The organism is Myxococcales bacterium (assembly GCA_012517325.1).
GTDB lineage: Bacteria > Lernaellota > Lernaellaia > Lernaellales > Lernaellaceae > JAAYVF01.
This window is the reverse complement of record JAAYVF010000047.1, coordinates 22,118-48,747: the sequence shown is the minus strand read 5'-3', so window position 1 is coordinate 48,747 and position 26,630 is coordinate 22,118. Positions and strand designations below refer to the sequence as shown.

Here is a 26,630-nt window from a genome sequence, read left to right as displayed (position 1 = left end):
ATTCTTAATCACTAATTTGCCGTAGCAAACTATTCTTTGTTTTTCCCAATCAGCGGATACACGATCCCGGCCAACGCCGCGCCGGCGATCGGCGCGACCCAGAAGAGCCAAAGCTGGGCCAGCGCCCACCCGCCGACGAACACGGCCGGGCCGGTGCTCCGCGCCGGATTCACCGACAAGTTGGTGACGGGAATGCCGATCAGATGAATCAAGGTCAGCGCCAGGCCGATGGCAAGCGGGGCGAATCCTTGGGGAGCGCGCGGATCGGTCGCACCGAGAATGACCATCAGAAACATGAAGGTCAGCACGATCTCGGCCACCAGCGCGGCCGGCAGGTTGTAACCGCCGGGAGAATGCTCGCCGAAACCATTGGCGGCGAAACCCCCGGCGAGCGAAAAGTCCGCTTTGCCGCTGGCGATCAAATAGAGGACCCCCGCGCCAAGAATCCCCCCGATGACCTGGGCAATCACGTAGTGTGGCGCTTCCTTCAGCGGGAAACGCTTGCCAACGATCAACCCGACCGTCACCGCCGGATTCAGGTGGCAACCCGAAATGTGGCCGATCGCGTAGGCCATCGTCAGCACGGTCAGACCGAAGGCGAGCGCGACGCCCAGGAAACCGATCCCGACTCCCGGAAACGCCGCTGCCAGCACGGCGCTGCCGCAACCGCCGAAAACCAGCCAAAAGGTGCCGATCATCTCGGCCAGAGCGCGTTTATTCAAGGACATAATTTTTCTCCTTTTCTCCCATTTACGTACCGGCCGGTTTTTTCAGACCGGCAAGGTGAAAGAAAAAGTACTGCCGTTATTGATCTGGCTTTGAACTTCAGTCTTGCCGCCGTGCGCTTCGACGATGCGCCGGCAAATATACAAGCCAAGCCCGCAACTCGGTTCGTCACCAGTGGGCTTGTTGTTCGCGCGTTGATATTTTTGAAATAATTTCGGGATGTCTGCCGCGTCGATTCCCACGCCCGTGTCACGCACCGACACCTTGATCGCCGCCTCCTCGGCGATAAAGCTTGCGAATAAAATAACCTTTCCTCCCTCAGGAGTAAATTTTATCGCGTTTGTGAGGTAATTTTCAAGTACTCGTCGGATTTTATTTTTATTGAATTGCACGGCGGGAAGATCGTCGGTTTCCATCAGAAAGAGATCCACGTTTTTCTTCCGGGCGATCGGTTTGAACTCAACAAAGATTTCCTGCAGAAACTCACTCAGGTTCGCCGTTTGTCGATCCAAGCGTAGATCATCGACATCGTACTGGACGGAGACGACCATTTCGTTGATCTGGGACATTTGCTTCTTTAGCGCCTCAGCCAACCGATCCAACAACTTTTTCTGCTTTTCGCTCAGTTCGCCCAGAACGCCCAATTTCATTCCATCCATGAACATCTGGACCGAGGAGAGCGGCGAACGGATGTCATGCAGCACCGAGCTGAAAAATTCTTCCCGCTTCTGGGCGATTTCTCGCAAAACCTTATTTTTCGCTTGGACCTGCTTCATCGAGTCCACTAATAAGTTATTGACAAAATTCAATTTTTTCATCAGCCGCGCGTTCTGCGCGTTGGACAGTCGCAAGGCATTGATCTTTTCACGTAGGGCTTTTTGTTGAGTGGTCACGGTCGTCGAATCGAGAAGCAGGATACGATATCCGGTCTCTCCCGAAATGAGATGGACGTCGGCAAAACGTTCCGAGGTTAATTCCACCGACGGTAGGCAAATCGTCTCGCCGGCCGCCGGAAACGCTCCTTCCAGAAAGGGCAGCAGATCGATAATCGGCTCACCGATGCTTAGCGACACGTGATGATCCGGGTCGATTCCAAATTTTCCAAGATCGCCCCCCCAGGAAAGGAGCCGTTTTTTTTCATCGATCTGGAAATAGGCCGGAGTGAGATCTCTCAAAACTATATCTAAGAGATAATCAGAAATAAGTTCCGGCATTCTATCCATTATTTCCTCTTTTTTCGAGCCTGGTTCGATCGCAAACCGAAAGAATCGCTTCATTTTCCCTAAAAAGCATGGCGCATGCCAAATCGGTGTATCGAGAAATGAAATAAAATTCACAATTAAATCAAATAGATGAACCGTTTTCGGCCGAAAGGCGAACCTGGGACAGCCTGTCACGGGTGTCTCAATGGTGTCTTATATCGTGTCTTATGGTGACCAACCGACTGGGAAAATCTCTACTTGGCGGAAAGACCGTACTTTTCCAGGTAACGATACAAAGTGGCCCGGCTGATGCCCAACAGTTTCGCGGCGGCTTTGCGGTTGTCGCGCGTCTTTTGCAGGGCGACGATGATCCGTTCCTTTTCATCCAAATCCCGGAGCAAGCCGTCGACCTTGTGGTGAACGGAGGATTCCGATATTTCCGGCGGCAGGTTCCTGGCCTGAATGACCGGCCCCTTGCAACAAATCACGGCGTATTCGATGGCATTGCGCAATTCGCGGACATTTCCCGGCCATTGATGCTCGCACAGGATGCGCATGGCCTCGCTGCTGAAGCCGTCGATTTCCTTGCCGGCTGAAGCGCCGGCGTCTTTCAGAAACACGTCGGCCAACAACGGAATATCCGAACCGCGATCGCGTAACGGGGGAATCGTGATCCGCGCCACGCGGATGCGGTACAGCAAGTCCGACCGGAAATTCCCCTTCTCGACCTCCAGGTTCAGGTCTTTGTTGGTGGCAGCCAGGATGCGGACATTGACCTGGCGGATTTTCGTTTCGCCGATGCGGGTGATTTCCCGCTGTTCCAGCGCCCGTAAAATCCGGGTTTGCACGTTGGGCGGAATGTCGCTGATTTCATCGAGAAACAGCGTCCCCTGGTCCGCGGCCTCGAACACGCCCATCTGGTCGGTGATCGCCCCGGTGAAGGCGCCCTTTTTGTGTCCGAAGAGCTGGCTGTCGATCAACGAGTCGACCAGACCGGCGCAGTTGACGGCAATAAACGGCTTGTCCTTGCGCAGGCTCGAATGATGAATCGCCCGCGCGACCAGTTCCTTGCCGGATCCCGTTTCGCCCTCGATCAATACAGTGGAATCGACCGCCGCCACTTCCTGGATGAGGTCGAAGACTTGTTCCATCTGTTTGCTTTTTCCGATCAGTCCCTGAAACCGGACCTTTTCGTCGAGCTGGCGGCGCAGATCGTGAATTTCCGTCCAGTCGTAGAGATGGATGATTTTTCTATTCGCGTCGCGCGGATCGTCTTGCAGGTCGAGTTCGATCCAAAAGTGCCGTCCCGGCTCGGTCTGCCCGTGCAGGTGAAGTTTTTCGCGCTGGCCGGCCGGCAAGGAAAATAAATTCCGGATCCGGTCCTGATCCTGCTCCGCAAACGGCAGCACCTCTTCCCAGGGCAAACCGATGATCTGCGCGGCGTCGCGCTGCAACCATTGCTGACCGGTTTCGCTGATGAACGAAACGCGGCCGTCGCCCTCGACGATGGCGGTGATCAGCCGCATCTGATTGAAAATGGTCTGCAGGTCCTGGTTGTTCTTTTCGATGCGAGCCAGCAGCCGCTCTTGCTGCTTGCGCAGGAGGTTCAAGTCGTCCGCGTATTGCTGCATCCTCAGGTGCTCTCTGGCATGGGCGCCGGCATCGATCAAAAGGATCCAGTCGCCCGCGGCGTCGTCCCGGACCAGATGGACTTCCGCGATCGAACCGTTCGCCATCCGCACCAGCGGCAGAACCAGCCTTTCATCCGGCAGCGGCAACAGGCCGAACAGAAAATCGAGCTGGTCGTCCACCCGGATCGCCTCGCGCAACGAGTCCAGGCCGAAGTGCCGGCAGTCCCCGCCGCAATGCAGCGGCAAGCCTTCGGGATCGATCCGCAAAAACGCGATCGGTCGGCTTTCGGAGAGGATCTGATCCAAGTACGCCAGGATTTCGCCCGGCAAATCCGTCAGGTTATGACCGTTGAAGTTGGAAATTTTTACGCTCCGCGTGTCAGGATGATAGAATTTTCACGACCAGGTGTTGAAACGCTTCTTCCACGCCCAGACCGGATTTGGCGCTGGTCCTCGCGATCAGCCAGCCGCGCGCGGACAACTTTTCCATCTCATCCGCCCCCAATTCCCATTCGTCTTCCAAATCGGTCTTGTTCAGCAGCACCACCAGCGGGATTTCGCCCACCGCGTCAACCGTCCGTTGGGCGATTTCCAGCGCCACCTCGACCGTCTCCCGCCGGGTACCGTCCACCACCAGAAAAAATCCGGCGGATCCGCGCAGATAATTCGCATTGATTTTCTGGATCTCGTCCTCTCCCTGGACATCCCAAATCAACAGAGTCACCTCCTGATCGGCGACCCGGATCTCTTTTTTATCGACTTTCACGCCGACCGTCGCGTGATATTTGTCGGAAAAGACGCTTTGAACGTACCGTTCGATCAGGCTGGTTTTACCGACGGCAAACGCGCCCAGGAGGCAGATTTTCTTTTTGATCATCGCCGCGGCCTTTATGGGACGATGCCGGTTATCACGACTTCCACCACCACCGAGCGATTGCGAACCCGTCCGTTCTCGGTGTCTTCCGATTCCAATGGTTTATTCGCGCCCAACCCATCCACGGAAAAGATATCAGTTCGCAGACCTTTTGAAAACAAAATTCGCCCGACGGCCTCCGCCCGCCGTTGGCTGAGCTGCGCATTGACCGCCTCGGTGCCGCGGCTGTCGGCTCGGCCGATCAACCGAAAACGCGCGGTTTGGCCCGTGCGCGTCGCGGTCGCGTCGATTTCGCGAATATCGGCGGCCAGAGAATCCAACTTGTCGATTTGGTCGGGCAGCAATTGGGTGGAATTCACCTGGAACCATAGCTCCGCTTTTTCAACGCGCGCCTTGAGCGCCTGGAGGCGATCCCCATCCTCGTCCAACAAGGTTTTCGTATCCAGGGCGACAATCCCAGCTATTCCCCGCGCTCGTTCCCGGGCGGCGACGATCCATGAATGTGGCGCGACGCCGGAAAGGAACAACGTCCCGTTTTCGAGCCGGAGGGATACTTTTTCCGGCGGCAGCAGGACGGCCCGGGCCCTGTTCAACAGCAATTTATCGTCCAGGGATTGAAAGGGCTGCCACCGACTGGACACTTTTTTCGGATTCAGTTTGACGGTGGACAGCAAAAAAGCCGGATCGGCGGCCAGCGGATCGCGCAACCCATTGACCCAATAGCGGCCGAAACGGTGGCCGCTCTCGACCACGACCAGACCCGGTTCGGAACCCAAGCGAGCCAGGTAATCCGCCCACCGCAGATTGTCCCGCGTCAGAAAACCCGTCCACAACAGCAGCGCGACCAGAACGGCGCCCAGCGCCAGATACGCCCGCCGGAGCGAGTGCTCCTTTTCCTTGTATTGGGCGCGCAATCCGCGCCGCAATTCGGGCTCGATCGCCGCGAAAGGCTCCGTATCGCCGGTGAATTCCGCCAATTCCCGCCCGCGCTCGCGGTGGACCTGTTCGAGAATTTCGTGCAGGACCTCGTGATACGATTCCGGCGCGTCGCCGCGAATCACCGCCGCGAGAAAGGCGGCCGGCCCCTGCACGATCCATACTTTCAGTTCGCCGACCTGGATGGTTTCCAGTTTATCGCCTTGCCGCACGGCGAACGAATCGTGCACGAAATCCTGAATCGCCGTCAGCATGCCCGAAACCATGTCGCCGTCCTGCGACTGCGCGGCATCGTCGGCGGCATGCCACAAAAGCACGCCGGTTTTCTGGTGGATCAAGAAGATCCGCTCCACCCGAAACACCAGGCCGTGCAGCAAAACCACTTCCCCGAAAGGCTTGCCGGTTCGCCAGGCTTCGAGCCGCCATTTCAACCCCTGGACGGAAAAGCTTTTTTCCAGCGCCAGGTTCAACGATTGGATCATTCCGCTGAAGGTTTCGGCGATCGCCTTACGGATTGCCGGACCCATTACCGGAAACAACGCGTTGACCAGCGGCGTGGCGTCCTTTTTCACTGAAATCTGAATGGCTTTCTCGACCGTCGGCGCAAGCGAGTCGGTGAGCCGCTGATCGTCGAGAGCGGTAGCCCGGTCAATAGCCTTGGGAAGAACCGAAGCGAGATTCTCAGCCGTGGGGCGGCACTTGTCGACTTCCTCCTCCAGCCGGCCGATCTGGGATTGCTCCTTGCCCAGCAGCAAGTGCCGCAATTTTTGCAGTTCATCGCCGCCGGACGTGGGAATCGCCTCCCTTTCCGCGGTCGTTACGACTGGCCGAGATTCATCGCTCATCGTGCGAATGACTATTTATCGAAATTGGGCGCGATTTCGCTGTTCAGTTGCATGGCGACATCCATGAACAAGGCGGCCAAGGCGGCGCGATCGGTTTTCGCGCCACGCAGATCGTCCAACTGACGCGTGACGGCGGTTGAAAGATCCTCGATGCTTTGCCGGATTTCCTCGCGCAAGGTTTTGGATTGCTCGAGCAATTGTTGGCGCAATTCCTTTTCATACTTGGCGGTTTGTTCAGTCAATTTCGATAATTTTTTCTCGAACGACGCGGCGGTCTCCTTCAGATCCCTTTCCAACTGTTTGTGGTCGCCGGTCCGTTCGTCCTTTTCTTCTTTCAATTGATCAGCCATGCTGTCGAACTGGCCCTTGAAATAATTTTCGATCGACTCGAAATGCTTGGTGGTTTCGGTCCGCAGGTCCAACAATCGTTTTGAGAACCGTTCTTCCATTTCCGCGAATCGTTTGTCGTATTCGCGAACCTGGTTGCCGAAAAGAATATCGCGAATCTGATCAATGTTTCCGGTGGCCGGTTGGGATGAAACTGGCGCTTTGGCGGCATCCATTTTCCCTTTTTCCATTTTCTTTTTTCTCCCTTCTTCATTCTGGAAAGGCTTTTTTATCGCAACGGGTTTCCGTATTTTTTTCATTGCCCTGGGCGTATTGCTTTTTTTCATTATCCCCCCATTGGACAAAATAACGATTCAATCTTTTCGGATTCGCGCCCGACCCCACAAGAAGCATGCAAATCATCTAATTAATCCATAGTTAGTATTATCCTGCATTTAGGGCCAAATAGCAAGATCGAAAAGCGGCAGGGACGAGCACGCCAATTCCGGAACTTTGAACATACGAACCGTGCACCGACCCGAAAGCATTATTTGCACTGAATAATCATCTTGCCGGGTTCGCCATCGCCCGGTTCGCGGATTTCGCTTTGGTGGACAACGCCGGCAGACGGATGCTAAGGTGAACGACAGTCGGCAGGATCCCAAAAGGGAGTGAATGGCAAATGAGCGACGCGCCGCGCGCGGCCACGATGACGGAATTTTTGCCCTTTGACCGGCGATTTCTAGCGGCGGATCACGATTTTTCCGTCATCGGCGAGGGCGAAATCGGCGGCAAGGCGCACGGTCTGGCGTTCATCAAGCGCATTCTGGCGGAAAAACTGCCGGCCGAGCGCTTCGCTCCCATCGTCGTGGGCATTCCCAAGCTGACGGTGATCACCACCCAGTATTTCGACCTGTTCATGGAGGAGAACCGGCTTTACGACTTCCTGGAAGAAGAGCATTCCGACGAACGCATCGCCCACGAATTTCAGCGGGCGGAACTTTCACCGATGCTGGTCGGCGACCTGTGGTCGCTGGTCAGCCAGACCCGGACGCCCCTCGCCGTCCGTTCGTCGAGCCTGTTGGAGGACGCCCTCGCCCGCCCGTTCGCGGGCATTTATGAAACCAAGATGATCCCCAACAACCAGCCGGACCCGAACGTCCGCTTCCAAAAGCTGATCGAGGCCGTCAAGTTCGTCTACGCTTCGACGTTTTTTCAGACGGCGCGCGAATACATGCGGGCCACGGGCATCGAGCCGCACCAGGAAAAAATGGCCGTCATCATCCAGGAAGTGATCGGCGAACGGTTCGGCGAGCGCTTTTATCCGGTGATCTCCGGCGTCGGGCGATCCTACACCTATTACGCGTTCGGCGGCGCCAAACCCGAGGACGGCGTGGTCAATCTGGCGCTCGGCCTGGGCAAAACCATCGTCGACGGCGGCACCTCGTGGACATATTCGCCGCGCTTGCCGCGGTCCAACCCGCCGTACAACTCACTGCGCCAATTGCTCGACGAAACGCAAAAAACCTTCTGGGCGGTCAACATGGGCCGGCCGCCCGCGCACGACCCGATCAAGGAAACCGAATACCTGAGCGCCGCCGCGCTGGCCGACGCGGAATACGACGACAACCTGCGCCTCGTGGCGTCAACCTACGACGGCGCCAACGACCGGCTCGAAATGGGCACCGCCGGGGCCGGGCCGCGGGCCATCACCTTCGCGCCGCTGCTCGTCGGGCGTGTGCTGCCGCTCAACGAAGTGATCAGTGAACTATTGGCAATCGCCAAGGAAAGCCTGAGCGCTGACGTCGAAATCGAATTCGCCGCAACCCTGCCGAAAAACGGGCCGATCCGTTTCGGTTTCTTGCAGGTGCGGCCGATGGTCGTTTCGCGCGAGGCGGTTGAGATCGACGACGCCGAAATGAGCGGCGACCGGGTGCTGCTGTCCTCGGCCAGCGTCCTGGGCAACGGCATCCACGAAGACCTCCGCCACATCGTCTACGTCAAACCCGACACCTTCTCCCTCGCGCTGTCGACCAAGGTGGCCGCCGAACTGGCGACGATCAACCGCGCGCTGGTCGAGGCGGGGCAGCCGTATTTGCTGATCGGCTTCGGGCGTTGGGGTTCGTCGGACCCATGGCTGGGCATTCCGGTGACCTGGGGCCAGATCGGCGGCGCCCGGACGATCGTCGAGGCGATGCTCGAGGACATGAACGTCGACCTCAGCCAGGGTTCGCATTTCTTTCACAACATCAACGCTTTCCAGGTAAGCTATTTTTCGGTGCGCGATCCCGAGAAACGGATCGATTGGTCGTGGCTCGCCGCGCAACCGACCTGGAAGGAAAAATCGTTCGTCCGCTGCGTCGCCCTGAACGCTCCGCTTTGCGTCAAGGTGGACGGCCGGCGCAGCCGGGGAGTCATTCTAAAATGAGCGATACCGACAAGCCGTTCGACGAACTGGTCTCCTCCCTGCAGGAACGCGCCAAGGAACTGAGCTGCCTTTACGAAGTCGAGGAGGTGCTGCGGCAGACGGACCAGTCGCTGGCGCAGATGAGCGAGAAAATCGTGCCGTCGCTGGCCGCCGGCATGTTCTACGCCGAAGCCGCCCAGGCGCGCATCGTGGTTGAAAATCAGGTTTTTCAAACCCCGGGCTTCCAGGATTCGCCATGGAAACTGACCGCCGACCTGATCGTGCAGAACGACCGGCTCGGCTGGATCGAGGTCGGCTATCCGCGCGAAATGCCGGCGTTGGACGACGGACCGTTTCTGCGCGAGGAAAAACGGCTGATCGACACCGTGGCGCAACGGCTCGGTCAGACCATCCTGCACAAGCAGCTCGAATCCCTCTTCCGGGACATGCGGACCGATCAGAAGGACAAGGAGATCGAGCGCCACAACTGGCAGGTCGTGTACGACATGCTCAAGCTGACCGATCGCGACCTGCTGCTGAAAATCTCACGCCGCATGCTCAACTACCTGTGCTACATCGGCGTCGAGGAAGCGCGCCAACTGCTGGGCAAATTGGGCTGGAATTTCACCGAGACCCGGGGAGAAACCCAGCACGACGGCGTCAACCGGCCGATCCGCATCCAGCCGGTCGAAATCAACCTGCAACTCGCCGAACAGATTTTCGTCATCGCCGCGCGCCGCCTCAGCGACGACATGATCTTCGCCTACTTCCAGAAGTGGATCAAAGAAAACAAGGTCAGCTTCCTGCTCGACGTGCTCGAGGACAACACCTCGAAGCTGTCGGACATCGCCGAGGCCATCGTCCGCTTCCGCGAATCGGGCTTTCAGGAAAGCGACCTGTCGCGCGCCACGATCGACGCGGTCCACGTCAGCCTGATCCGCCGGTTATTCAGCCGCCGCCTCGAATTCATCAACATCGCCAAAAAGCACATCACGCTCGACACGCTGTACGACCTGACCCAGCGGTTCATTTACCCGCCGCAGAGCAACGGCAAGCTGGGCGGCAAGGCGGCGGGCATGTCGGTCGCCAGGGAAATCATCCGCAAAAACGGCGACCGGCTGCAGGCGCTGCGCCAGATGAAGGTGCCGCGCACCTGGTACATCCCCTCCGACGGCATCTTCGACTTCCTGCACCACAACCACCTGGAGGATCTGCTCGAGTACAAGTACCACGAGATCGACCAGATCCGGCTGGAGTATCCCAACCTCATCCAGCTTTTCAAGAATTCGTCCTTCTCGCCGGAGATGATCAAGGGCCTGGCGATGGCCCTGGACGACCTGGGTGACCGGCCGCTGATCGTCCGCAGCAGTTCGCTGCTCGAGGACAGCCAGGGCGCGGCGTTTTCCGGCAAATACAAGAGCCTGTTCATCGCCAACCAGGGTACCAAGCAGGAGCGGTTGCAATCGCTGCTCGACGCCATCGCCGAGGTCTACGCCTCGACGTTCGGGCCGGACCCGATCGAGTACCGGGCCGAGCGCGGCCTGCTCGATTTTCCCGAGGAAATGGGCATCGTCATTCAGGAGGTCGTCGGCGACCGCGTCGGCCCCTACCTGTGCCCGGCCTTCGCCGGCGTCGCTTTCAGCCACAACGAGTTTCGCTGGTCGCCGCGCATCCGCCGCGACGACGGCCTGGCACGGCTGGTGCCGGGGCTCGGCACGCGGGCCGTGGACCGGGTGAGCAACGACTATCCGGTACTCATCGCGCCGGGTCAGCCGGGCTTGCGGGTCAATGCCTCGATCGAAGAGACGATGCAGTACGCACCGCGCTTCGTCGACGCGATCAATCTCGCGACGCGCTCGATCGAAACCGTGCCGCTGGCCGAGTTGCTGCACGCCCACGGCGGCGAATATCCCCGCGCCAAGCAGATTTTCTCGGAATTGAAAAACGGTCTGTTGCAACCCGCGACGGGCCTGATCGACTTCGAGGGCGCCCAACTGGTGGCGACCTTCGACGGCCTGGTCACACGCACCTCGTTCATCGCCGAACTGAAGATCCTGATGGACCTGTTGGCGCACGAACTCGGCTCCCCGGTGGATATCGAGTTCGCCGCGGACGGCCAAGATTATTACCTGCTGCAATGCCGGGCTCAGAGCAGCCTCAAGCACCGCCTGAAAGTGACCCTGCCCCACAACATCGCGGCCGAGCGACTGGTCTTCACCGCCGACAAATACATCTCCGACGGGTTCATCCCCGACATCACCCACATTGTCTACGTCGACCCCGAGGCTTACGAAGCGTTGCACAACATCGAGGAAATGAAGGCCGTGGGCCGCGCGGTCGGCAAGCTCAACACCCTGCTGTCCAAGCGCCGGTTCATTCTGATGGGCCCCGGCCGCTGGGGCAGCCGCGGCGACGTCAAGCTGGGCGTCAGCGTCGGCTATTCCGACATCAACAACACCGCCGCGCTGATCGAGATCGCCTTTAAGAAAGGCGACTACCTCCCCGATCTGTCGTTTGGCACCCACTTTTTCCAGGATCTGGTGGAAGCCTCGATCAGCTATCTGCCGCTCTATCCCGACGATCCGACGGTCGTCTTCAACCGCAAGTTCCTGCTCGGCGGCCCCAACCGCCTGGCCGAAATGCTGCCCGAGTACACCCAGTTGGCGCACGTTTTACACGTCATCGACGTGCCGCACAGCGCCGGCGGACAGACCATGCAGCTATTGATGAGCGGCGAGGAAGGCAAGGCCATCGGCATGCTGGGCACTCTTTCGGGAAGTTCCGAATATGTGCTGCCCGAGCCCAGCGAGGACCGCGAAGAAGGCGGTCGTGAACAATACTGGATGTGGCGGCTGCGCATGGCCGAGAAAATCGCCGCGACCCTCGACGGCGCGCATTTCGGCGTCAAGGCGATCTACGTTTTCGGCAGCACCAAAACCGCGACCGCCCGGCCCGACAGCGATATCGATCTCTTGTTGCACGTCGACGCCAACGAACAACAGATGAAAGCGCTCAAAGCCTGGCTCGAAGGCTGGAGCCTCTGCCTGGGCGAAATCAACTACCTGCGCACCGGCTATCAGACGGACCGCTTGCTCGACCTGTATTTCATCACCGACGAGGACATCCGCAACGAACAAACCCTCGCGCTGAAAATCAATCCGCGCAGCGATGCGGTCAAACCCTTGCCGTTGCTGACGCGGAAAGAGTAGCCGGCGTTTAAGGCTCCAATAACGAGCGGCCGAAAAAGGTCGTTTTTTCGATTTCCAGCCGCTTCCGCCAACAATCGGCAGGAGTCTCTGCTACTTGACTCGCAACGACCCCTGATACTTGCGCACTGCAACCAGACAAGCGCATCCTGTCTCGCGTGCGAATGAATCTTCGTCATCGAAATGTCGCTCTACCCCGATAGTTCCTTGACCAAGTATTGGGACTGACGGTTATGGTTCCGGCGCTTCTAATTGTTACCTTCGTCTATCTGCTTTGTTTCTTTGGCGGAGAATCGCAACGGAGAGGCGAATCCGAATTCGACATACTGGACCTCGTAGGTTAACAAGAGAGAGAGGGGATCGGTCAGGCTCTCATCGATGGTTTCACCATCCATTTTCACCAGCCGGGCCGTTGTCGCCCCAAACGGCACCGGCAGGGAAAGTTTAAAAGTACTGTTGGGTTTGGCCCGCCCATCCCAAGCGGCAACCATAAGGCGTTCCGTAGCCACATCCTCGAATGCCAGGACATAAACGTTTTTTGGCAACGACAAGGCGCTCGACAGATCGCCGGCAAAACGGGTGGAACTCAGGTTTTGAACCAGCGTCCGGTACGCAAAGAAGGAAGCTTTCGGCACATGGTCTTCATCGTTTGGTGTCGTCGGGTATTCAAAAAGACCGAAGTCGTTCTCGGTCGGTGGCTGGCGGCCAATCTTGTCCCAAAATGTATAGAGATAATAGCCGGCTAATTCCCTTGTCATGCCGAGCAGGATCGTACGGATCAGATAAGCGGCCTGAATCGGATCGCCGATATACGTGGAAGGATATCCGAACTCGGTGAACAGGATGGGTTTATCGCCGCATCCTGCCTTGGTCAGGCGGGCACGGATATCATCCACCTGCCCGGGAATATCCGGAGCAAAGCGGCCTAGGAAATCCATTGCCGCCTCGGGGCGCATCATTTGCAGGATCGTGTATGGATGAATCGGCATCAAATCGAAATAGTTACAGATATCTGGGTGGGCGGCGACAACGCGGTCGAAAAAGGGATAGATATTGAAATAGAATTCCTGAGAGAAATTGTTGCTGGACAGGCCGCCAAACAACACCTCTGCATCAGGGCACTCGCTTTTAATCGCTTCGTACGCCGCCTTGAGCAGCAGGCCGTAATGAGCCGGATCCGGCTCCGGCTCCCAAAAATGGTACAAATTCGGTTCGTTCCAGATCTCATATCGTTTGATGTCCGAACAGTACCGAGCGGCAACATGCGCCGAATAATCAGCGAAATCGTCGGGATCAATTTCCGAGGGCGAGCCTCCCGGCGCGTTCCAGGCCACCGTGTAGGCAAGGCGCGCGTCCCACAACAAGTCGTAATCAAGACCTATTTGGTGAAGGATGTCCGTGCGCGACCAGTCCCATTGATCGTCGGCGGGTTCGACCTCTTCCCAGGAAAATCCGACGCGTATACGATGAATTTCCATCTGCTGAAGAGTCATCGCCTCGAACTCCCGCTTCCAAGGTTCTTCGGGGCTGCCACTCATCTGCGATGCAAGGCCGAATGTCTCTCCCAAGACAGATCCGGTCGGATTCAGTTCATCATAGATGCTGGGCGGCGGCGTATCATCATCACTTACATCGTCGTCGCTCTGGTCGTCGTCAGATGCATCATCATCGGATGCATCATCGTCGGATATATCATCATCCGCATCGGAATCGTCATCATTGGGGTCGTCGCAGGCGACCAAGATCAGACCGACACAAACAAGGGTTGTCAAAAGCCATATCCGCCAGCGTGTTTTCACTCGTATTCTCCGGCTAGGATCATTGACAAACATATACATCCTGCACCGATGAAGGCAAGTTCATCTCCGCGAAGGACGATAACCACAATGCCATTTCATTTTTCTCAAGAATAATTCCCGCGATGTTATACCCAGAATTCGAGTTCTTCGATCCGCAGTTGAACAACCTGCGTATTCGGTAAGATTCCTTTGCCACGTCGATTGACAATTTTCTTGGAATCTTAGTTTACCCCCGAAAAAAAAATTAAAAAAAATGTTGACGGCCTTTGTCTATTATGGTATTCAAGTACCAGATTGCGCTAAAGACCAAGAGGAGAAACCCGATGCCGGACATTTTTCGCGTTTCCGAAGCCGCTTCGCTGGCGCTGCACGCCATGGTTTACCTGGCGGCTTTTCCGGAGGAAAAGATCACCACGCAAACCATCGCCGGCGCGCTTAAGGCCTCGGAGCACCACCTGGCCAAGGTCATGCAGCGGCTGGTTCACGCGGGCCTGATTCGTTCGACCCGCGGCCCGGCCGGCGGCTTTCAACTCAATAAAAGCGACCGCGAAATCAATCTGCTGGAAATCTACGAGGCGGTCGACGGCCCCCTCGAGCCGCGTTCCTGCCTCCTCGGTTCGGTGCCGCTGTGCGGCGGCGACCGATGCTTCCTGGGCGGGCTCAACGTTTCGGTTCATCAAATGGTGAAAAACCACTTCGCCGACACCCGGTTGACCAGTCTGACCCGAATTTTCGGAGAAAAAAAATGAAAATCAAACGACCGCTCATTCGCATCGACGAAGAAAAGTGCACCGGCTGCGGCGACTGCGTCACCGCCTGCCAAGAAGGCGCCATCGCCGTCATCGACGGCAAGGCCAGGCTGGTTCGCGATATCTTCTGCGACGGTCTCGGCGCCTGCCTGGGGCACTGCCCGACCGGCGCCCTGACGATCGAGGAAGTGGATGCCGATCCCTTCGACGAGGAAGCCGTCGCCGAACATCTGGCCGCTCCCGCCCCTCAACCGGCGGCGCCCGCCCATTTCGGCGGCTGCCCCGGATCGGCGATTCGCCGACTGTCACCCGCCTCGGCGCCCGGCCCGGACTTCACGGCCACCGGCCCTTCAGCGCTGGGGCATTGGCCGGTGCAGCTCAGGCTGGTTCCGCCCACCGCACCGTTTTTGCAGCAGGCCGACCTGTTGCTTTGCGCCGATTGCGTGCCGTTCGCCCTGGCCGGTTTTCACCAGCGCTACCTGAACGGCCGCGCGGTGCTCGTCGGCTGCCCGAAGCTGGACGACCTGGCGCACTACCAGGAAAAACTGACCGCGATTCTGAGCCTGGCCAGACCGCACAGTCTGACCGTCCTGCGCATGGAAGTGCCCTGCTGCGGCGGTTTGGCTTACGCGGCCCTGAACGCCCGCGACGCCGCCGGCGTCGCTCTGCCGGTGGAGATCCACACCGTCAGCATCGACGGCCTGATCCGGCAACGCGAAACCGTACCGCCGCGCCCGGCGGTTTCGCAAAAAAGCACGGCTTAGCAGGGTGTTGCAAAACACCCGGCGTGCGCTCCATGGATGGATCGCCATTTTCGGTAACTTCCGAAGTTGCCGAAAATGAAGCGAAAGAAAAACCACGCTTTTTGTTGAGCGAGGTTGAAAAAGGCCAGGAAGGCCTCTTTCAACCGCCTGTTAGGAGCCGGGAATGCGGGCCGCGAAAACCGTCGAAAAGGACCAGCGGATTTTGCGTCGGTTCGTCGGTATCTACTGCCGCGCCAAGCACGGCGGCGCGAAAAATGAACTGTGCCGCGATTGCGCGGACTTGCTCGCTTACGCCTTGCGGCGGCTGGAAGCCTGCCCGCTGGATCCGAAACCGTCCTGCAAGAAATGCCCGGTCCATTGTTACCGCGCGGCCGAGCGGAAAAAGATGCGGGAGGTCATGCGATTCTCGGGGATGCAGCTCATCAAGCATGGCCGGCTGGACTGGCTGGCCCGATATTTTTTCTGAACCATTAAACAATAAGGGGAAAACGAAATGTCGAACATGTTCTGTTATCAATGCGAACAAACCGCCAAGGGATCCGGGTGCACGGTGAGCGGCGTCTGCGGCAAGGATCCGCAAACCGCCGCCCTGCAGGATTTGCTGGTCCACCTGACCAAGGGCGTCGCCCAGTACGCGCATCGCGCCCGGCAACTGGGCCGGAAAAATCCGGCGGTCGATTCCTTCCTTCTCGACGCCCTGTTTACCACGGTGACCAACGTGAATTTCGATCCCGCCCGGCTCGAGGTGCTGCTTAAAGAAGCCGTGGCCGTCCGGCAACAGGCGCGCGAGGACTACGAGGCGGCCTGCCGCGCGGCGGGAAAACCCGCGGAAGCGCTGACCGGTCCGGCGGTTTATCAACTCGCCGCCGATCGCGAGGGCATGATCGGCCAGGGCGTCGCTGTCGGCATCGTCGGCCGGCAGGCGGATTTCGGCGCCGATCTCGCGGGCCTGCAGGAATTATTGACCTACGGCCTCAAGGGCACGGCCGCCTATGCGCACCACGCCGCGATTCTCGGCCTGACCGACGACCGCATCTTCGCGTTTTTCCACGAAGCGCTGGCGGCGTTGACCAATCCGCGGCCGACCGTTGAGGAATTGCTCGGCTACAACCTGCGGTGCGGCGAGGTGAATCTGTGGACGATGGAACTGCTCGACAAGGCCCACACCACCACCTTCGGCCATCCGGCGCCGACGCCGGTCCGCATCACGCCGGTCAAGGGCAAAGCGATTCTGGTCAGCGGCCACGATCTGCGCGACCTGGAGGAACTGCTCAAGCAGACCGCCGGCACGGGGATCCACGTTTACACCCACGGCGAGATGCTGCCGGCCCACGGCTATCCGCAACTGAAAAAGTACCCGCACCTCGCCGGCAATTACGGCGGCGCCTGGCAGGATCAGCAGGCGGAATTCGCGGCCTTCCCCGGCGCGATCCTGATGACCACCAATTGCATCCAGAAACCGCGGGACACTTATGAATCCCGGATTTTCACCAGCGGTCTGGTCGCCTGGCCCGGCGTTCGGCACATCGAGGGCCACAACTACAAACCGGTGATCGACGCCGCCCTGGCCGCGCCGGGTTTCCTCACCGACGAACCGGAAAAGACGATCCTCGTCGGCTTCGGCCATCACGCGGTGCTGGGCGTCGCCGACCAGGTGGTGGCGGCGGTGAAGAGCGGCGCGATCAAGCACTTCTACCTGATCGGCGGTTGCGACGGCGCCAAGAGCGGCCGCAATTACTACACCGACTTCGCCCAGGCCGTGCCGGCCGATTCGCTGATCCTCACCCTGGCTTGCGGCAAGTATCGCTTCAACAAGCACGATTTCGGCACGATCGGCGGCCTGCCGCGCCTGTTGGACATCGGCCAATGCAACGACGCCTATTCGGCGATCCGGATCGCGGTGGCGCTGGCGGAGGCTTTCGGCACCGATGTGAACGGCCTGCCGCTTTCCTTCATTCTCTCGTGGTACGAACAGAAGGCGGTCTGCATCCTGCTGACGCTGCTGCACCTGGGCATCCGCAACATGCGGCTCGGCCCGAGCCTGCCGGCGTTCGTCACCCCGGCGGTGCTGCAGGTGCTGGTCGATAAATTCAACATCATGCCGACCACGACGGCGGCCGCCGATCTGGCCGCCACGCGGGCGAACTGATCCCCACAAACGTTCAAGGGCAACCGGCCGTCGGCTGCCCTTTTATATTTAAATGGATGGAGAGTCCCCGGCGCTCAGCAGCCGCAACTGCCGCTGTCGGCGGGATCCTCGTTGTCGTCGGAACCACCGCTGAAGCCCGGCGGGCTGCTGTCGTCATCGTCGCCGGAGTCGTCGTTGTCGTCATCGGCGCTGTCGTCGTTGTCGTCGTCGGCGCTGTCGTCATCGCCGCCGGTGTCGTCGTCAGCGGTGTCGTCGTCATCGTCGTCGCCGAATTCGGGCATCCCCGAGCTGTCGCCGCGCGCCACCTTGAGCGTGCCGGCCGCGCCGTCGCGGTAGGCGATGGTCACCACGCCGTCGTCATCGACCACCAGCGAGCAATCCAGCCCCACCTGGTCGCCGGAATCGATTTGGAAGCGGTGCCAGTCGTTTCCGGCGCGGTAGGCGTAGCGCAGCATCTTGCCGCCGTCGTCGTAGTAGCAGACGTGGGGACGGCCGGCGATGTCGAGCGTCAGGTCGAGCGGATAACCGCACCAGCCGGACGCGTCCACCACCTCGATCGCCATGTCGTTCTCGTCGCCGGTCGCGTACTTGAGCCGGCCATTGGTGGAATCGTAATAGGCCAGATGCAAAACGCCTTCGACATCCGCCGCCAGCGCCAGATCGAGGCCCACTTCCTCCTCCGCCTCGCCGGCGTCCACCAGGTAGGTCTGCCAGTTGTCGCCGTGGCCCTTGGCCAGGCGCAGATCGCCGGGGCCGTCATCGAAATAGGCGATGTACGAAAGCGAGGAACTCAGCACCGCGAGGCTCGTGGCGTGGCCGCCGACCTTGCGGTCGGTATCGACGTACGAGTAATCGTAGTCGCTGACCGTGAACCACATGTAGACCAGGTCCTCGCCGCCGTTGTCCAGGTAGGAAATGCGCGGCAGTCCGTTCGCGTCGGGCATCATGCTGATGCCCAGGCCGATCGGCCCGTACGCTTCCAAGGTCGCGGTGTCCCAGACGCCGCCGTCGCGGTAGGCGTAGCGCAAATCCCACTCGACATTGTCCTGGTAGGCGATGTGCGGATCGCCGCCGCTGTCGACGTAGATCGAGCAGTACTGGCCCATGTCGCCGGATTGGTCGACGACGGTGATTTCCCAGTCCGCCGGCCGCCATTCGGCCACCTTCAGCGCGCCGAGCGACTGGTCGTAATAACAGATCGCGGGCCGGCCGTCGGGATCCAGCGCCGTCTCGGTCATCACGCCGGTGTCACCGGTATCGACGACCTCGAGGTCGAAGCCCGCCCAGGCGGGAACGGCCAGCAGTAATACCGCGATCCAGGCCCACAACAGTTTTTTCATGCCGCGATCCTCCTGAAACGCGATTATAGCCGACTTTGCCGGGAGGAAAAACCGCGGATTCGCTCGTCGCGGATTCGCTCGCGGGCGGAAAAAAGGCCGGAAATCGCCCTTGTCCGGCAAAAAATCTTTTGCTATTCTGCATCGCCTTTCCAATGAGATGGTCAATTTTCCGGGGATGGAATCGATGGGTGAGATGCTGGACACGCCGCGGCATATCGCGGTGGAAGGTCCGATCGGAGTGGGCAAGACGAGCCTGGTGCGGCTGCTGGCCGAACGGCTGAACGCGCGCCCGCTCTACGAGCAGCCCGCCGAGAACCCGTTCCTCGACAAGTTCTATCGCGACCGCCGGCGGTATGCCTTCCAAACCCAGTTGTTCTTCCTGATCAGCCGTTACCGGCAACTGCGCGAATTGCAACAACAAGACCTTTTCGCCCGCAGCACGGTCAGCGACTACCTATTTGCCAAAGACCGCATTTTCGCGTATCTTAATCTGTCGGACGACGAGCTGCGCCTTTACGAGCAGCTTTACGATCTTTTAGCACCGGAAGTGATCCGCCCCGACCTGGTGATTTACCTGGTCGCGGAGCCGCACATCCTCATGGAGCGGGTTCGACACCGCAACCACGAATACGAGCGGCCGATTACCGTGGACTACTTGAAGGAGCTGACCGCCGCGTACAGCAGATTCTTCTTTGCGTACGACGAAAGCCCGCTCCTGGTCGTCAACACGACGGACATCGACTTTGTCCACAACCCGGATGACTTCGAGGCGCTGGTGGAACAGGTACTGACCCACCGGCGCGGAACGAAACAGTTTATCCCGCTTGGATCCGGCTGAGCCGGACCGGGACGGAAGCGAGTGCCGATATCCGCTTAATCGGCGGACAGTTGTTGTACCCATCGGGCCCCTTCCGATCCCCCCACGGGATGGACGGGGCTTTTGTTTTAACCGGACCGGACGGGCATGAAAATCATCGAACGCATCGCCGAAATGAAGGCCTGGTCGCTGGCGCGGCGCCGCGAGGGGCGGACGATCGGTTTCGTGCCGACGATGGGTTACCTGCACGAGGGGCATCTGTCGCTGGTGCGCCTGGCCCTCGAAACGGCCGACACCGCGGTGATGAGCATCTTCGTCAACCCGACGCAGTTCGGCCCGACCGAAGATTTCGCGCGTTATCCGCGCGACCTCGAGCGCGACGCGGCGCTGGCCGAAAGCGTCGGCGTCGACGTCATCTTTCATCCGACGCCGGCGGAAATGTACCCCGCCGGATTCGAAACGACGATCCGGGTGCCGCGCACGGCCGGCCCGCTGTGCGGCGTCAGCCGGCCCGACCACTTCGCGGGCGTGGCGACGGTGTGCTGCAAGCTGTTCAACATCGTCCAGCCGCACCTGGCGGTCTTCGGCGAAAAGGACTACCAGCAGCTCCTGGTCATTCGGCGGCTGGTCGCCGACCTCGACCTGAACCTGGAAATCGTTCCCGGCCCCACGTTCCGCGAGCCCGACGGACTGGCGATGAGCAGCCGCAACAAGTACCTCTCACCAGAGGAGCGGGCCCGGGCCGTCGTTTTGCACCAGTCGTTGAATCAAGCCGAGGAATGGGTTAATAACCCGGAAACAAATCGCGATTCTCTGCTCCGCTCCGTTCGCGCGAGGATCGAAAATACGCCACCGGCCCGGGTCGATTACATCGAACTGCGCCGGCTGCCCGATCTGGCGGATGCCGCCGAACACCCCCAAGGCGACCACCTGCTCGCCCTGGCGGTGTTTTTCGGCAAAACCCGCCTGATCGACAATCGGGTGTTGCACTTCGCAGCCGAAGGAAAGGAATAGGGAGACAGACCGATGCGCCGCACCATGCTTAAGTCGAAAATCCATCGCGCCACGGTGACTCAAGCCGACTTGCATTACGAGGGTTCCGTTACGATCGACGACCTGCTGCTTCGCGCCGCCGACATCATCCCCAACGAGAAGGTCTCGATCTGGAACATCACCAACGGCTCCCGCTTCGACACCTACGCCCTGCGCGGCCAGGCCGGCAGCGGGGTCGTGTGCGTCAACGGCGCGGCCGCCCGCCTGGTTTCGCCGGGCGATCTGGTGATCATCGCCAGCTACGTGGAGATGGACGAGCAGGAAGCCCATCAGTGGGAACCGCACCTCGTGTTTGTCGACGAACGCAACCGCATCAAGGCCGATGCCAAAACCGTGCGCCTGGCGTAAACGCCCGGCCAACGCGACACTCGAAAGCGCATTTCAACTTCAATCCGGAAAGGCACTCATGGACAAGCGGCAACGGCTCATCGAAATCTTGCACGAACGCTCCTTTCGCACCGGCCATTTCGTGCTGACCAGCGGCAAAACCAGCAACTACTACATCGATGTGCGCACCACCTCGACGCACCACGAGGGCTCGGCCCTGATCGGCGACCTGTTGATCGAACTGCTCAAGGAACTGGGCGGCGCCGACGCCATCGCCGGCATGGAACTGGGCGCGGTGCCGGTCGTGATGGGCGCGGTCGCCCGGTCATACGACGCGAAAATGCCGGTTTGCGGCATCCTCGTGCGCAAGGAAGCCAAAGGGCACGGCGCGGGGAAACGCGTCGAAGGGATCATCCGCCCCGGCATGCGCGTGCTCATCGTCGACGACGTGGTGACCACCGCCGGTTCAACCATTAAAACCATCGACGCGGTCCTGGCGGAAATTCCCGAAGTGAAAATCGTCGGCGTGGCGGCGGTGGTGGATCGCAACGAAGGCGGCCGCGAAGCCCTGGCGGATCGCGGCTACGCACTGAAAAGCCTGGTCAACGTGAAGGAATTGTTCGCGCTCGGCGAACGTCCCGCCTGATTATCCGGCAAGGTCAGCGTTTTGAGAATGATCGGCATTATCTGGTAATCACTCGATAATTTTGGTTATCGACCGATTCGGCCAGCCTCGCCTCGTTTGACTCCCGCCAAAGCAAGACCCATATTTTTGTCACAGGAGAGAAAACAATGGCCATCAATTCCGTTTCCAAAGCCGGTGGGCTGGCGCAATCCCTGATGAAACTATTGACCGGCGGATCGACCGGCGAGAAAGCCTCGGGCTCGTCCGATCCGTCCAAGGCGGAAGAGGCCAAAAAGCTGGCGGTATTAAGAGCGGTCGACGACCGGGTTCGCCATCACGATGTGCCGCAGAAAATCGCCGCCAACGGCAATCCGGACAAAGTGACTTACAGTTACCGGATGGGCTCCGACGGCCAGCGATACGCGATCAGCGCCGAGGTGGGAACGAATCCCTCGAGCGACACACCGGTAAAAACGCCGCTGCAGAAAGCGCAGCAGGAATTGATCGATCAGCAGTTGGGGGCCACCGAAAACGCCGGGGCCGGCTTATTGCACATCGATATCCGCATCTGACATCAACGCGCCCGCCGCCCCGAACGCGACCCGCTTTTGCACGACAATCAATCCCTATTTATGCGGTCGCCGGTTTGGCCAAAAGATCCCGCCGCCCCGCGATGATCCGCTTGGCGCGATCAACCTGGTTCGGAAACAAGTCGGCGGGGATAAAATTGCGCCCCTTGGCCAGCAAAACCATGTGGCGGGCGCATTCTTTGTTGTTACCGCAGCAATATCGCTGCTTGTAAACTTCGGCCATCGCCGGTTTCCGGATCATTTGATCTTGAAGAAAAGGACAGAATTCAAAGCAGTCGCAATTAGCCATGGTTGGCCTCCTCTTGTCCAATGACGCCGTTGATGCCTCACGAATATCCGAATTCGTGATATCCATTAATTCTATCGACCGTTCGGTACGATTCCTTTAATCAATTGTAGAAAAATTCATCAATTTCATCGCCACTCAACAACCGCAGCCGTTCTCTTCATCCTCATCCGACGAGTCGGCCGCCGGGGGGGTGTCGTCGTCAGCGGCGGGCGGAGAATTATCATCGTCGTCGGTGTCGTCATCGTCGCCATCTTCCAGGCCGAAGATCGCGTTCCAATCCGTCCACCCGGGCGATTTTTCCGGGGCGAATCCAGTCTCGTCGGCATAGGCGAGCGCCAAGCGGCGCTCGGCCGGCAGAAAGATCATCGACTGCGCCGACAGGTAATCGATCCACATTCCCTGGTTGTCCATTTCCACGTCGTACAGCGTTTGCCAGACGCGATCGATGTTGTATTGCCCCTGCCATTGCACCGCGTTTTGCAGGATCGTGCGGTAGCGGGGGCATTTCTCGACCGGCTGCAGCACGCGGAAATCGTTGGTCGCGGCCATCACTTGCGGCGGGAAAAGCGGCTCGTCGGCCGCCTGGCGCGCGTAGGTGTCGCGATTGCGCAATTCGACGACCCGCGGCGCGTGACCTTCCGGGTCGCCATCGACGACGATGACGTTGTAAGCCGAGGAGCGCGGCAGCGCGAGCAGCGTTTCGATCGTATCGTCCGCCGTGGCGTTTTCGTCGCCGTCCGCGTCGTCCATTTCGAGCCCGGCGCGGATCGCCAGATTGATCGGTACCCACTGGCCGCTGAAATCGAGCTCCGCCGGCGAATTGTTCGGATAGGACTGGTGCTGCACGGCAGCGACACCCGCGTCGTTCAAGCAGGAAAGGCAACCGAGAAAACCGGGGAAAGCAACCGACACGGTCGGGCGGCGGCCGTCGTCGGGAGTGCGGGCGACGATGAGCGTCTGCCGCGCCAGCCAGGTTTCGTCGCCGGGAAACGCGAGCCAATCGAGATTCCGGCCGAGGATCGGCTGCCCGGCCAGTTCGGCATCGCCGGCGGTCGCGTCACCCCACGCCAGGATCGACGAACAAGCCGGAAGGAAGCTGTCGATATCCGCCGAGGCGCCGGCCAGGGCGACGTCGAGCGCGGTGATCTCGCGGCCGAGCAGCGCAACGAACGGATCGCACCCCACGGAAACGGCGCCGTCGATCACGCCCTGTGCCTCCTCCTCGAATTCCGGTGGAATGCGATAAAGATCAGTGAAAATGCCGTACATCAGTTGATAGGCGGTGAGTGAAAACATTTCGGGCAGGTAAACCGTGAACAATTCGATGAGCTGATCGCCCAGCAGTTGCCCTTGGGCGTAACCCATTTCATACGCCGTGCCCCAAAGCCGCAGAACCGGCAATTGATCGACGGTGACCAACTCGCCGTTGGCGACGGTCGCGGCCCAGGCCGGGGTGGAAAGCAGAAAGAACAAGACGAACCAGGCGATTCGTTTCATGCCCCTCTCCTTTTGGATCGAAGATCAGGATACGCGTTTCAGGCCGGCGCGCAATCAAGCTTTTAGCGGACTCGGGCGGAGATAGTCGACTTCAGCAACCGCAGAGCGACGACTCGCTGTCATCGTCATCGTCATCGTCGCCCGGCGGCGGCGTGGTTGCGTCATCGTTGTCGTCGTCGGTCAGGTCGTCGTCAATCGAATCGTCGTTGTTGTCATCGTTGTCGTCGTTGTCATCGTTGTCATCGTTGTCGTCATTATCGTCATTGTCGTCGTTGTCATCATTATCGTCGTTATCATCGTTGTCGTCGTTGTCATCGTTGTCGTCGTTGTCATCGTTGTCGTCGTTGTCATTGTTATCGTCATTATCGTCATTGTCATCATTGTCGTCATCATCGGCGATCGTATCGTCATCGCCGATCGTATCGTCATCGCCGATGGTGTCGTCGTTATCGTCGTCGTCATCGTCGTCGTCATCCGCATACAGGAAAGGCGCCGTGGCGCGGCATTCCAAGACGTAATGCCTCCAATAGCAGGCCGCCTCATCCGAAGAATCCGCCCAGAGCCCCATCCGGAAATCGGTCGGATGGTCGGATAAAGTTTCTTGCGTCCAGTTCGCCGGGGTGCCGCGGAATAGCTCCACCGTATGCAAGGAGGACGAGAAAGCGCCGACCAACAGCGCGCCGTCGGGCGCAACGACCGCGTCTTCCACGGAATAGGCGGCGCCCAATACTTCGGCTTGCCAATCGCCCTCGTCACTTTGCCAGGCGACCGCCAGGCCGTCCGCCGTGTCGAAAGCCACCCGCAGATCGTTCGCAGGACCGCAAGCGGCCGCCAGATTCTTCGTCGGCGTCAGCGCAGTGGTAAAATGTTCCAATTTGAAAGGATCGCCCTCTGTCGCGAGCCAAAATTCGCCGCTCAGGCGATAGACGATGCGCGCCAGCCCATCCGGACAAACCGTGATCGCATAGGCATTCGGAAGGTCACCCAACTGCACCATCCGTTGCGGCAAACCGTCTTCGGTCCGCAAGAAAAAAAACATGGATTTCGGATAAGCATAGGCGGTCCAGGCAAATACCGATTGATCGCCGTCGGCTACTGCGTCGCAAGAGTTATTGAATCCGCTATCGAGCGCCGTCGCGGTTTCCTGACCGGCACCGTCATAATGATACAAAGCCAAATAGTCGCTGCTGCCATTGCTCAAGAGATCGACCCCGTTTTCCGTGACGGTAAAACACGGCGGCCGGGAGTAATAGGCCGGATAGGCCTCATGATCGATCCATTTTTCCCAACCGGTTTCCGCCGCGCGGAATATTCGCGGGAATAGATCCGCTTCATAGCTTTTTTGAATCATTCCACCCCAATAGGGCACCAACCCGTCGGCCCGACGCTCGATTCCTAGACATTGCAGACCAAAAATCAAATTGTAGCCGTAATAATAGAACAAATTGCTCGCTTCGATTTCCTGCAAATCCCCGTCCGCGCTCGCAAAATACAACGGCCGCTTCATGCCGGAGGAACTTTGAAAAGAATAGACGGCCAAATCGGCTCGGTTGTGGACCGCCCCCCCTCTCACGGAAGGAGAAACATAATAAGGGAAGGAATAGCTGACCGGGCACCAGCCTCCGCTCGGCGAATAAAGGCAAAAATCGAGATAACCCGAACTGGAATCCTCGTCATATTCGGCCGGCAGGTAGTAGCTGTTGGGAACGATCGGTTCGCCGTTTTCTCCGATCCCCATTTCGCAGGTCCCAACCGACTCCTCGGTCGATACGGCGATACCCCAGATGGACCGCCACCCCTGACCGCTGGAATTCCGTTGATAAACGATGATGCCCGATGGGCGATACCACATCGCGCCATAAGAAATCATGACATACGGCGGCGTTCCGTAATCGGCGGCGATATACGCATTAACCGGAGTCGAACTGAAGGATTGGACCAACTCCTCCGACCAATCGCCGTCGCTTTCCCGCTTGAGGGTCACAATATCGTAATCCGGCGAAGGCCCGGCTAAGCCCACATATTTAGCGAAAGCCAAATAGGGGCAACCATCCGGTCCAAAAGCCAGGGCTTGCGCCGAAAGCGCCGAATTCTCCGGCAGGAAATCCAGCAGGGCGCGCCGCCAACCGGTTTCCTTCCGCCGTTGGATGAAATACGTACCGGCATCGTCGCGGCACAATAGGCCGATGTGTTGGCCGGGCTGCATGGCCACCGAGATCAAATCCGCGCACTCGTAGCCGGGATGAAAAGTCGCGACCGTCCAGCCCTTGGCTGCCTCTCGCCCGATACGAATCTCGCCGAGGGTCCTGTCCTCATAAAGAAAAAACAGCCCTTCCGTATCGGCGCCGAAATACGTTACGTCGATGCTATGATTTCTCGGTTCGATCGGCTGGGTGAGGCAACCGGCCGCGGTGCATTCGGCTAGCCATAGCCCGGGACGCAAATAGAGAGAAAGGAGCCGGTCGTTTTCCCCATCA

Annotated in this window: 22 protein-coding genes and 1 pseudogene; 11 read left to right on the top strand and 12 right to left on the bottom strand. The window is 59.1% G+C overall.

Annotation, left to right across the window (positions count from 1 at the left end):
• Positions 1–29 precede the first annotated feature (29 nt).
• The 7 genes from aqpZ to GX444_08770 all read right to left on the bottom strand — a co-directional run bounded on the left by aqpZ (position 30) and on the right by GX444_08770 (position 6,964).
• Complete coding sequence (gene aqpZ / locus GX444_08800; protein NLH48689.1) at positions 30–728, bottom strand: aquaporin Z; 699 nt, start codon at positions 726–728, stop codon at positions 30–32.
• Positions 729–770: 42 nt separating this feature from the next.
• Positions 771–1,949: a HAMP domain-containing histidine kinase gene (locus GX444_08795; protein NLH48688.1), complete on the bottom strand. Its 1,179-nt coding sequence runs from the start codon at positions 1,947–1,949 to the stop codon at positions 771–773.
• Positions 1,950–2,182: 233 nt separating this feature from the next.
• Positions 2,183–3,865 carry a sigma 54-interacting transcriptional regulator gene (locus GX444_08790; protein ID NLH48687.1) on the bottom strand — a complete coding sequence of 561 codons (1,683 nt, stop codon included), beginning with the start codon at positions 3,863–3,865 and terminating at the stop codon, positions 2,183–2,185.
• Between the two features lie 73 nt (positions 3,866–3,938).
• Positions 3,939–4,451, bottom strand: a complete 513-nt coding sequence (locus tag GX444_08785) for a GTP-binding protein (protein NLH48686.1) — start codon at positions 4,449–4,451, stop codon at positions 3,939–3,941.
• Positions 4,448–6,214, bottom strand: coding sequence for an OmpA family protein (locus tag GX444_08780; GenBank protein ID NLH48685.1), 1,767 nt, complete (start codon positions 6,212–6,214; stop codon positions 4,448–4,450). The genes GX444_08785 and GX444_08780 overlap by 4 nt, the downstream gene beginning before the upstream one ends.
• An 11-nt stretch (positions 6,215–6,225) precedes the next feature.
• Positions 6,226–6,792 (bottom strand): hypothetical protein, encoded by a 567-nt coding sequence (locus GX444_08775; protein NLH48684.1) that lies wholly within the window; start codon positions 6,790–6,792, stop codon positions 6,226–6,228.
• A gap of 19 nt (positions 6,793–6,811) precedes the next feature.
• Entirely contained in the window at positions 6,812–6,964 is a 153-nt protein-coding gene (locus GX444_08770) for a hypothetical protein (GenBank protein ID NLH48683.1), read from the bottom strand.
• Between the two features lie 259 nt (positions 6,965–7,223).
• Here GX444_08770 and GX444_08765 point away from each other — a divergent pair, with 259 nt between their 5' ends.
• Together GX444_08765 and GX444_08760 are read left to right on the top strand one after the other, a co-directional pair.
• The gene (locus GX444_08765) at positions 7,224–8,969 is read left to right on the top strand and encodes a hypothetical protein (GenBank protein NLH48682.1); all 1,746 of its coding nucleotides are present in this window, start codon (positions 7,224–7,226) and stop codon (positions 8,967–8,969) included.
• Positions 8,966–12,157: a pyruvate, phosphate dikinase gene (locus GX444_08760; protein NLH48681.1), complete on the top strand. Its 3,192-nt coding sequence runs from the start codon at positions 8,966–8,968 to the stop codon at positions 12,155–12,157. Before GX444_08765 ends, GX444_08760 begins: the two co-directional genes overlap by 4 nt.
• A 1,613-nt stretch (positions 12,158–13,770) precedes the next feature.
• Here the strand turns inward: GX444_08760 and GX444_08755 are convergent.
• A pseudogene (locus GX444_08755) lies at positions 13,771–13,866 on the bottom strand (DUF3027 domain-containing protein).
• A 410-nt stretch (positions 13,867–14,276) separates the two neighbouring features.
• Between GX444_08755 and GX444_08750 the strand changes: the two are divergent.
• The 4 genes from GX444_08750 to hcp all read left to right on the top strand — a co-directional run bounded on the left by GX444_08750 (position 14,277) and on the right by hcp (position 17,615).
• Positions 14,277–14,702: an Rrf2 family transcriptional regulator gene (locus tag GX444_08750; protein NLH48680.1), complete on the top strand. Its 426-nt coding sequence runs from the start codon at positions 14,277–14,279 to the stop codon at positions 14,700–14,702.
• 2 nt (positions 14,703–14,704) lie between these two features.
• Complete coding sequence (locus GX444_08745; protein ID NLH48679.1) at positions 14,705–15,466, top strand: 4Fe-4S binding protein; 762 nt, start codon at positions 14,705–14,707, stop codon at positions 15,464–15,466.
• A 163-nt stretch (positions 15,467–15,629) separates the two neighbouring features.
• On the top strand, positions 15,630–15,932 hold the full coding sequence (locus tag GX444_08740) for a nitrous oxide-stimulated promoter family protein (protein NLH48678.1): 303 nt from the start codon (positions 15,630–15,632) through the stop codon (positions 15,930–15,932).
• Between the two features lie 36 nt (positions 15,933–15,968).
• The gene (hcp, locus tag GX444_08735; protein ID NLH48677.1) at positions 15,969–17,615 is read left to right on the top strand and encodes a hydroxylamine reductase; all 1,647 of its coding nucleotides are present in this window, start codon (positions 15,969–15,971) and stop codon (positions 17,613–17,615) included.
• A 74-nt stretch (positions 17,616–17,689) separates the two neighbouring features.
• Here hcp and GX444_08730 read toward each other — a convergent pair whose 3' ends face one another.
• Positions 17,690–18,955 (bottom strand): hypothetical protein, encoded by a 1,266-nt coding sequence (locus GX444_08730; protein ID NLH48676.1) that lies wholly within the window; start codon positions 18,953–18,955, stop codon positions 17,690–17,692.
• A gap of 196 nt (positions 18,956–19,151) precedes the next feature.
• Here GX444_08730 and GX444_08725 point away from each other — a divergent pair, with 196 nt between their 5' ends.
• The 5 genes from GX444_08725 (at position 19,152) to GX444_08705 (ending at position 22,349) form a co-directional block, all read left to right on the top strand.
• Positions 19,152–19,793, top strand: coding sequence for a deoxynucleoside kinase (locus GX444_08725; GenBank protein ID NLH48675.1), 642 nt, complete (start codon positions 19,152–19,154; stop codon positions 19,791–19,793).
• Between the two features lie 126 nt (positions 19,794–19,919).
• Positions 19,920–20,786 (top strand): pantoate--beta-alanine ligase, encoded by an 867-nt coding sequence (locus GX444_08720; protein ID NLH48674.1) that lies wholly within the window; start codon positions 19,920–19,922, stop codon positions 20,784–20,786.
• A 12-nt stretch (positions 20,787–20,798) separates the two neighbouring features.
• On the top strand, positions 20,799–21,173 hold the full coding sequence (locus tag GX444_08715; GenBank protein NLH48673.1) for an aspartate 1-decarboxylase: 375 nt from the start codon (positions 20,799–20,801) through the stop codon (positions 21,171–21,173).
• 58 nt (positions 21,174–21,231) lie between these two features.
• Positions 21,232–21,798 carry an orotate phosphoribosyltransferase gene (gene pyrE, locus GX444_08710; protein ID NLH48672.1) on the top strand — a complete coding sequence of 189 codons (567 nt, stop codon included), beginning with the start codon at positions 21,232–21,234 and terminating at the stop codon, positions 21,796–21,798.
• 146 nt (positions 21,799–21,944) lie between these two features.
• Entirely contained in the window at positions 21,945–22,349 is a 405-nt protein-coding gene (locus GX444_08705) for a hypothetical protein (GenBank protein ID NLH48671.1), read from the top strand.
• Between the two features lie 58 nt (positions 22,350–22,407).
• On the opposite strand, the gene GX444_08700 is transcribed toward GX444_08705, so the two are convergent.
• The 3 genes from GX444_08700 to GX444_08690 all read right to left on the bottom strand — a co-directional run bounded on the left by GX444_08700 (position 22,408) and on the right by GX444_08690 (position 26,365).
• Positions 22,408–22,656 (bottom strand): hypothetical protein, encoded by a 249-nt coding sequence (locus tag GX444_08700; protein NLH48670.1) that lies wholly within the window; start codon positions 22,654–22,656, stop codon positions 22,408–22,410.
• A gap of 135 nt (positions 22,657–22,791) precedes the next feature.
• Complete coding sequence (locus tag GX444_08695) at positions 22,792–24,153, bottom strand: hypothetical protein (protein ID NLH48669.1); 1,362 nt, start codon at positions 24,151–24,153, stop codon at positions 22,792–22,794.
• Positions 24,154–24,244: 91 nt separating this feature from the next.
• Positions 24,245–26,365 (bottom strand): hypothetical protein, encoded by a 2,121-nt coding sequence (locus GX444_08690; protein ID NLH48668.1) that lies wholly within the window; start codon positions 26,363–26,365, stop codon positions 24,245–24,247.
• Between the last annotated feature and the right edge of the window lie 265 nt (positions 26,366–26,630).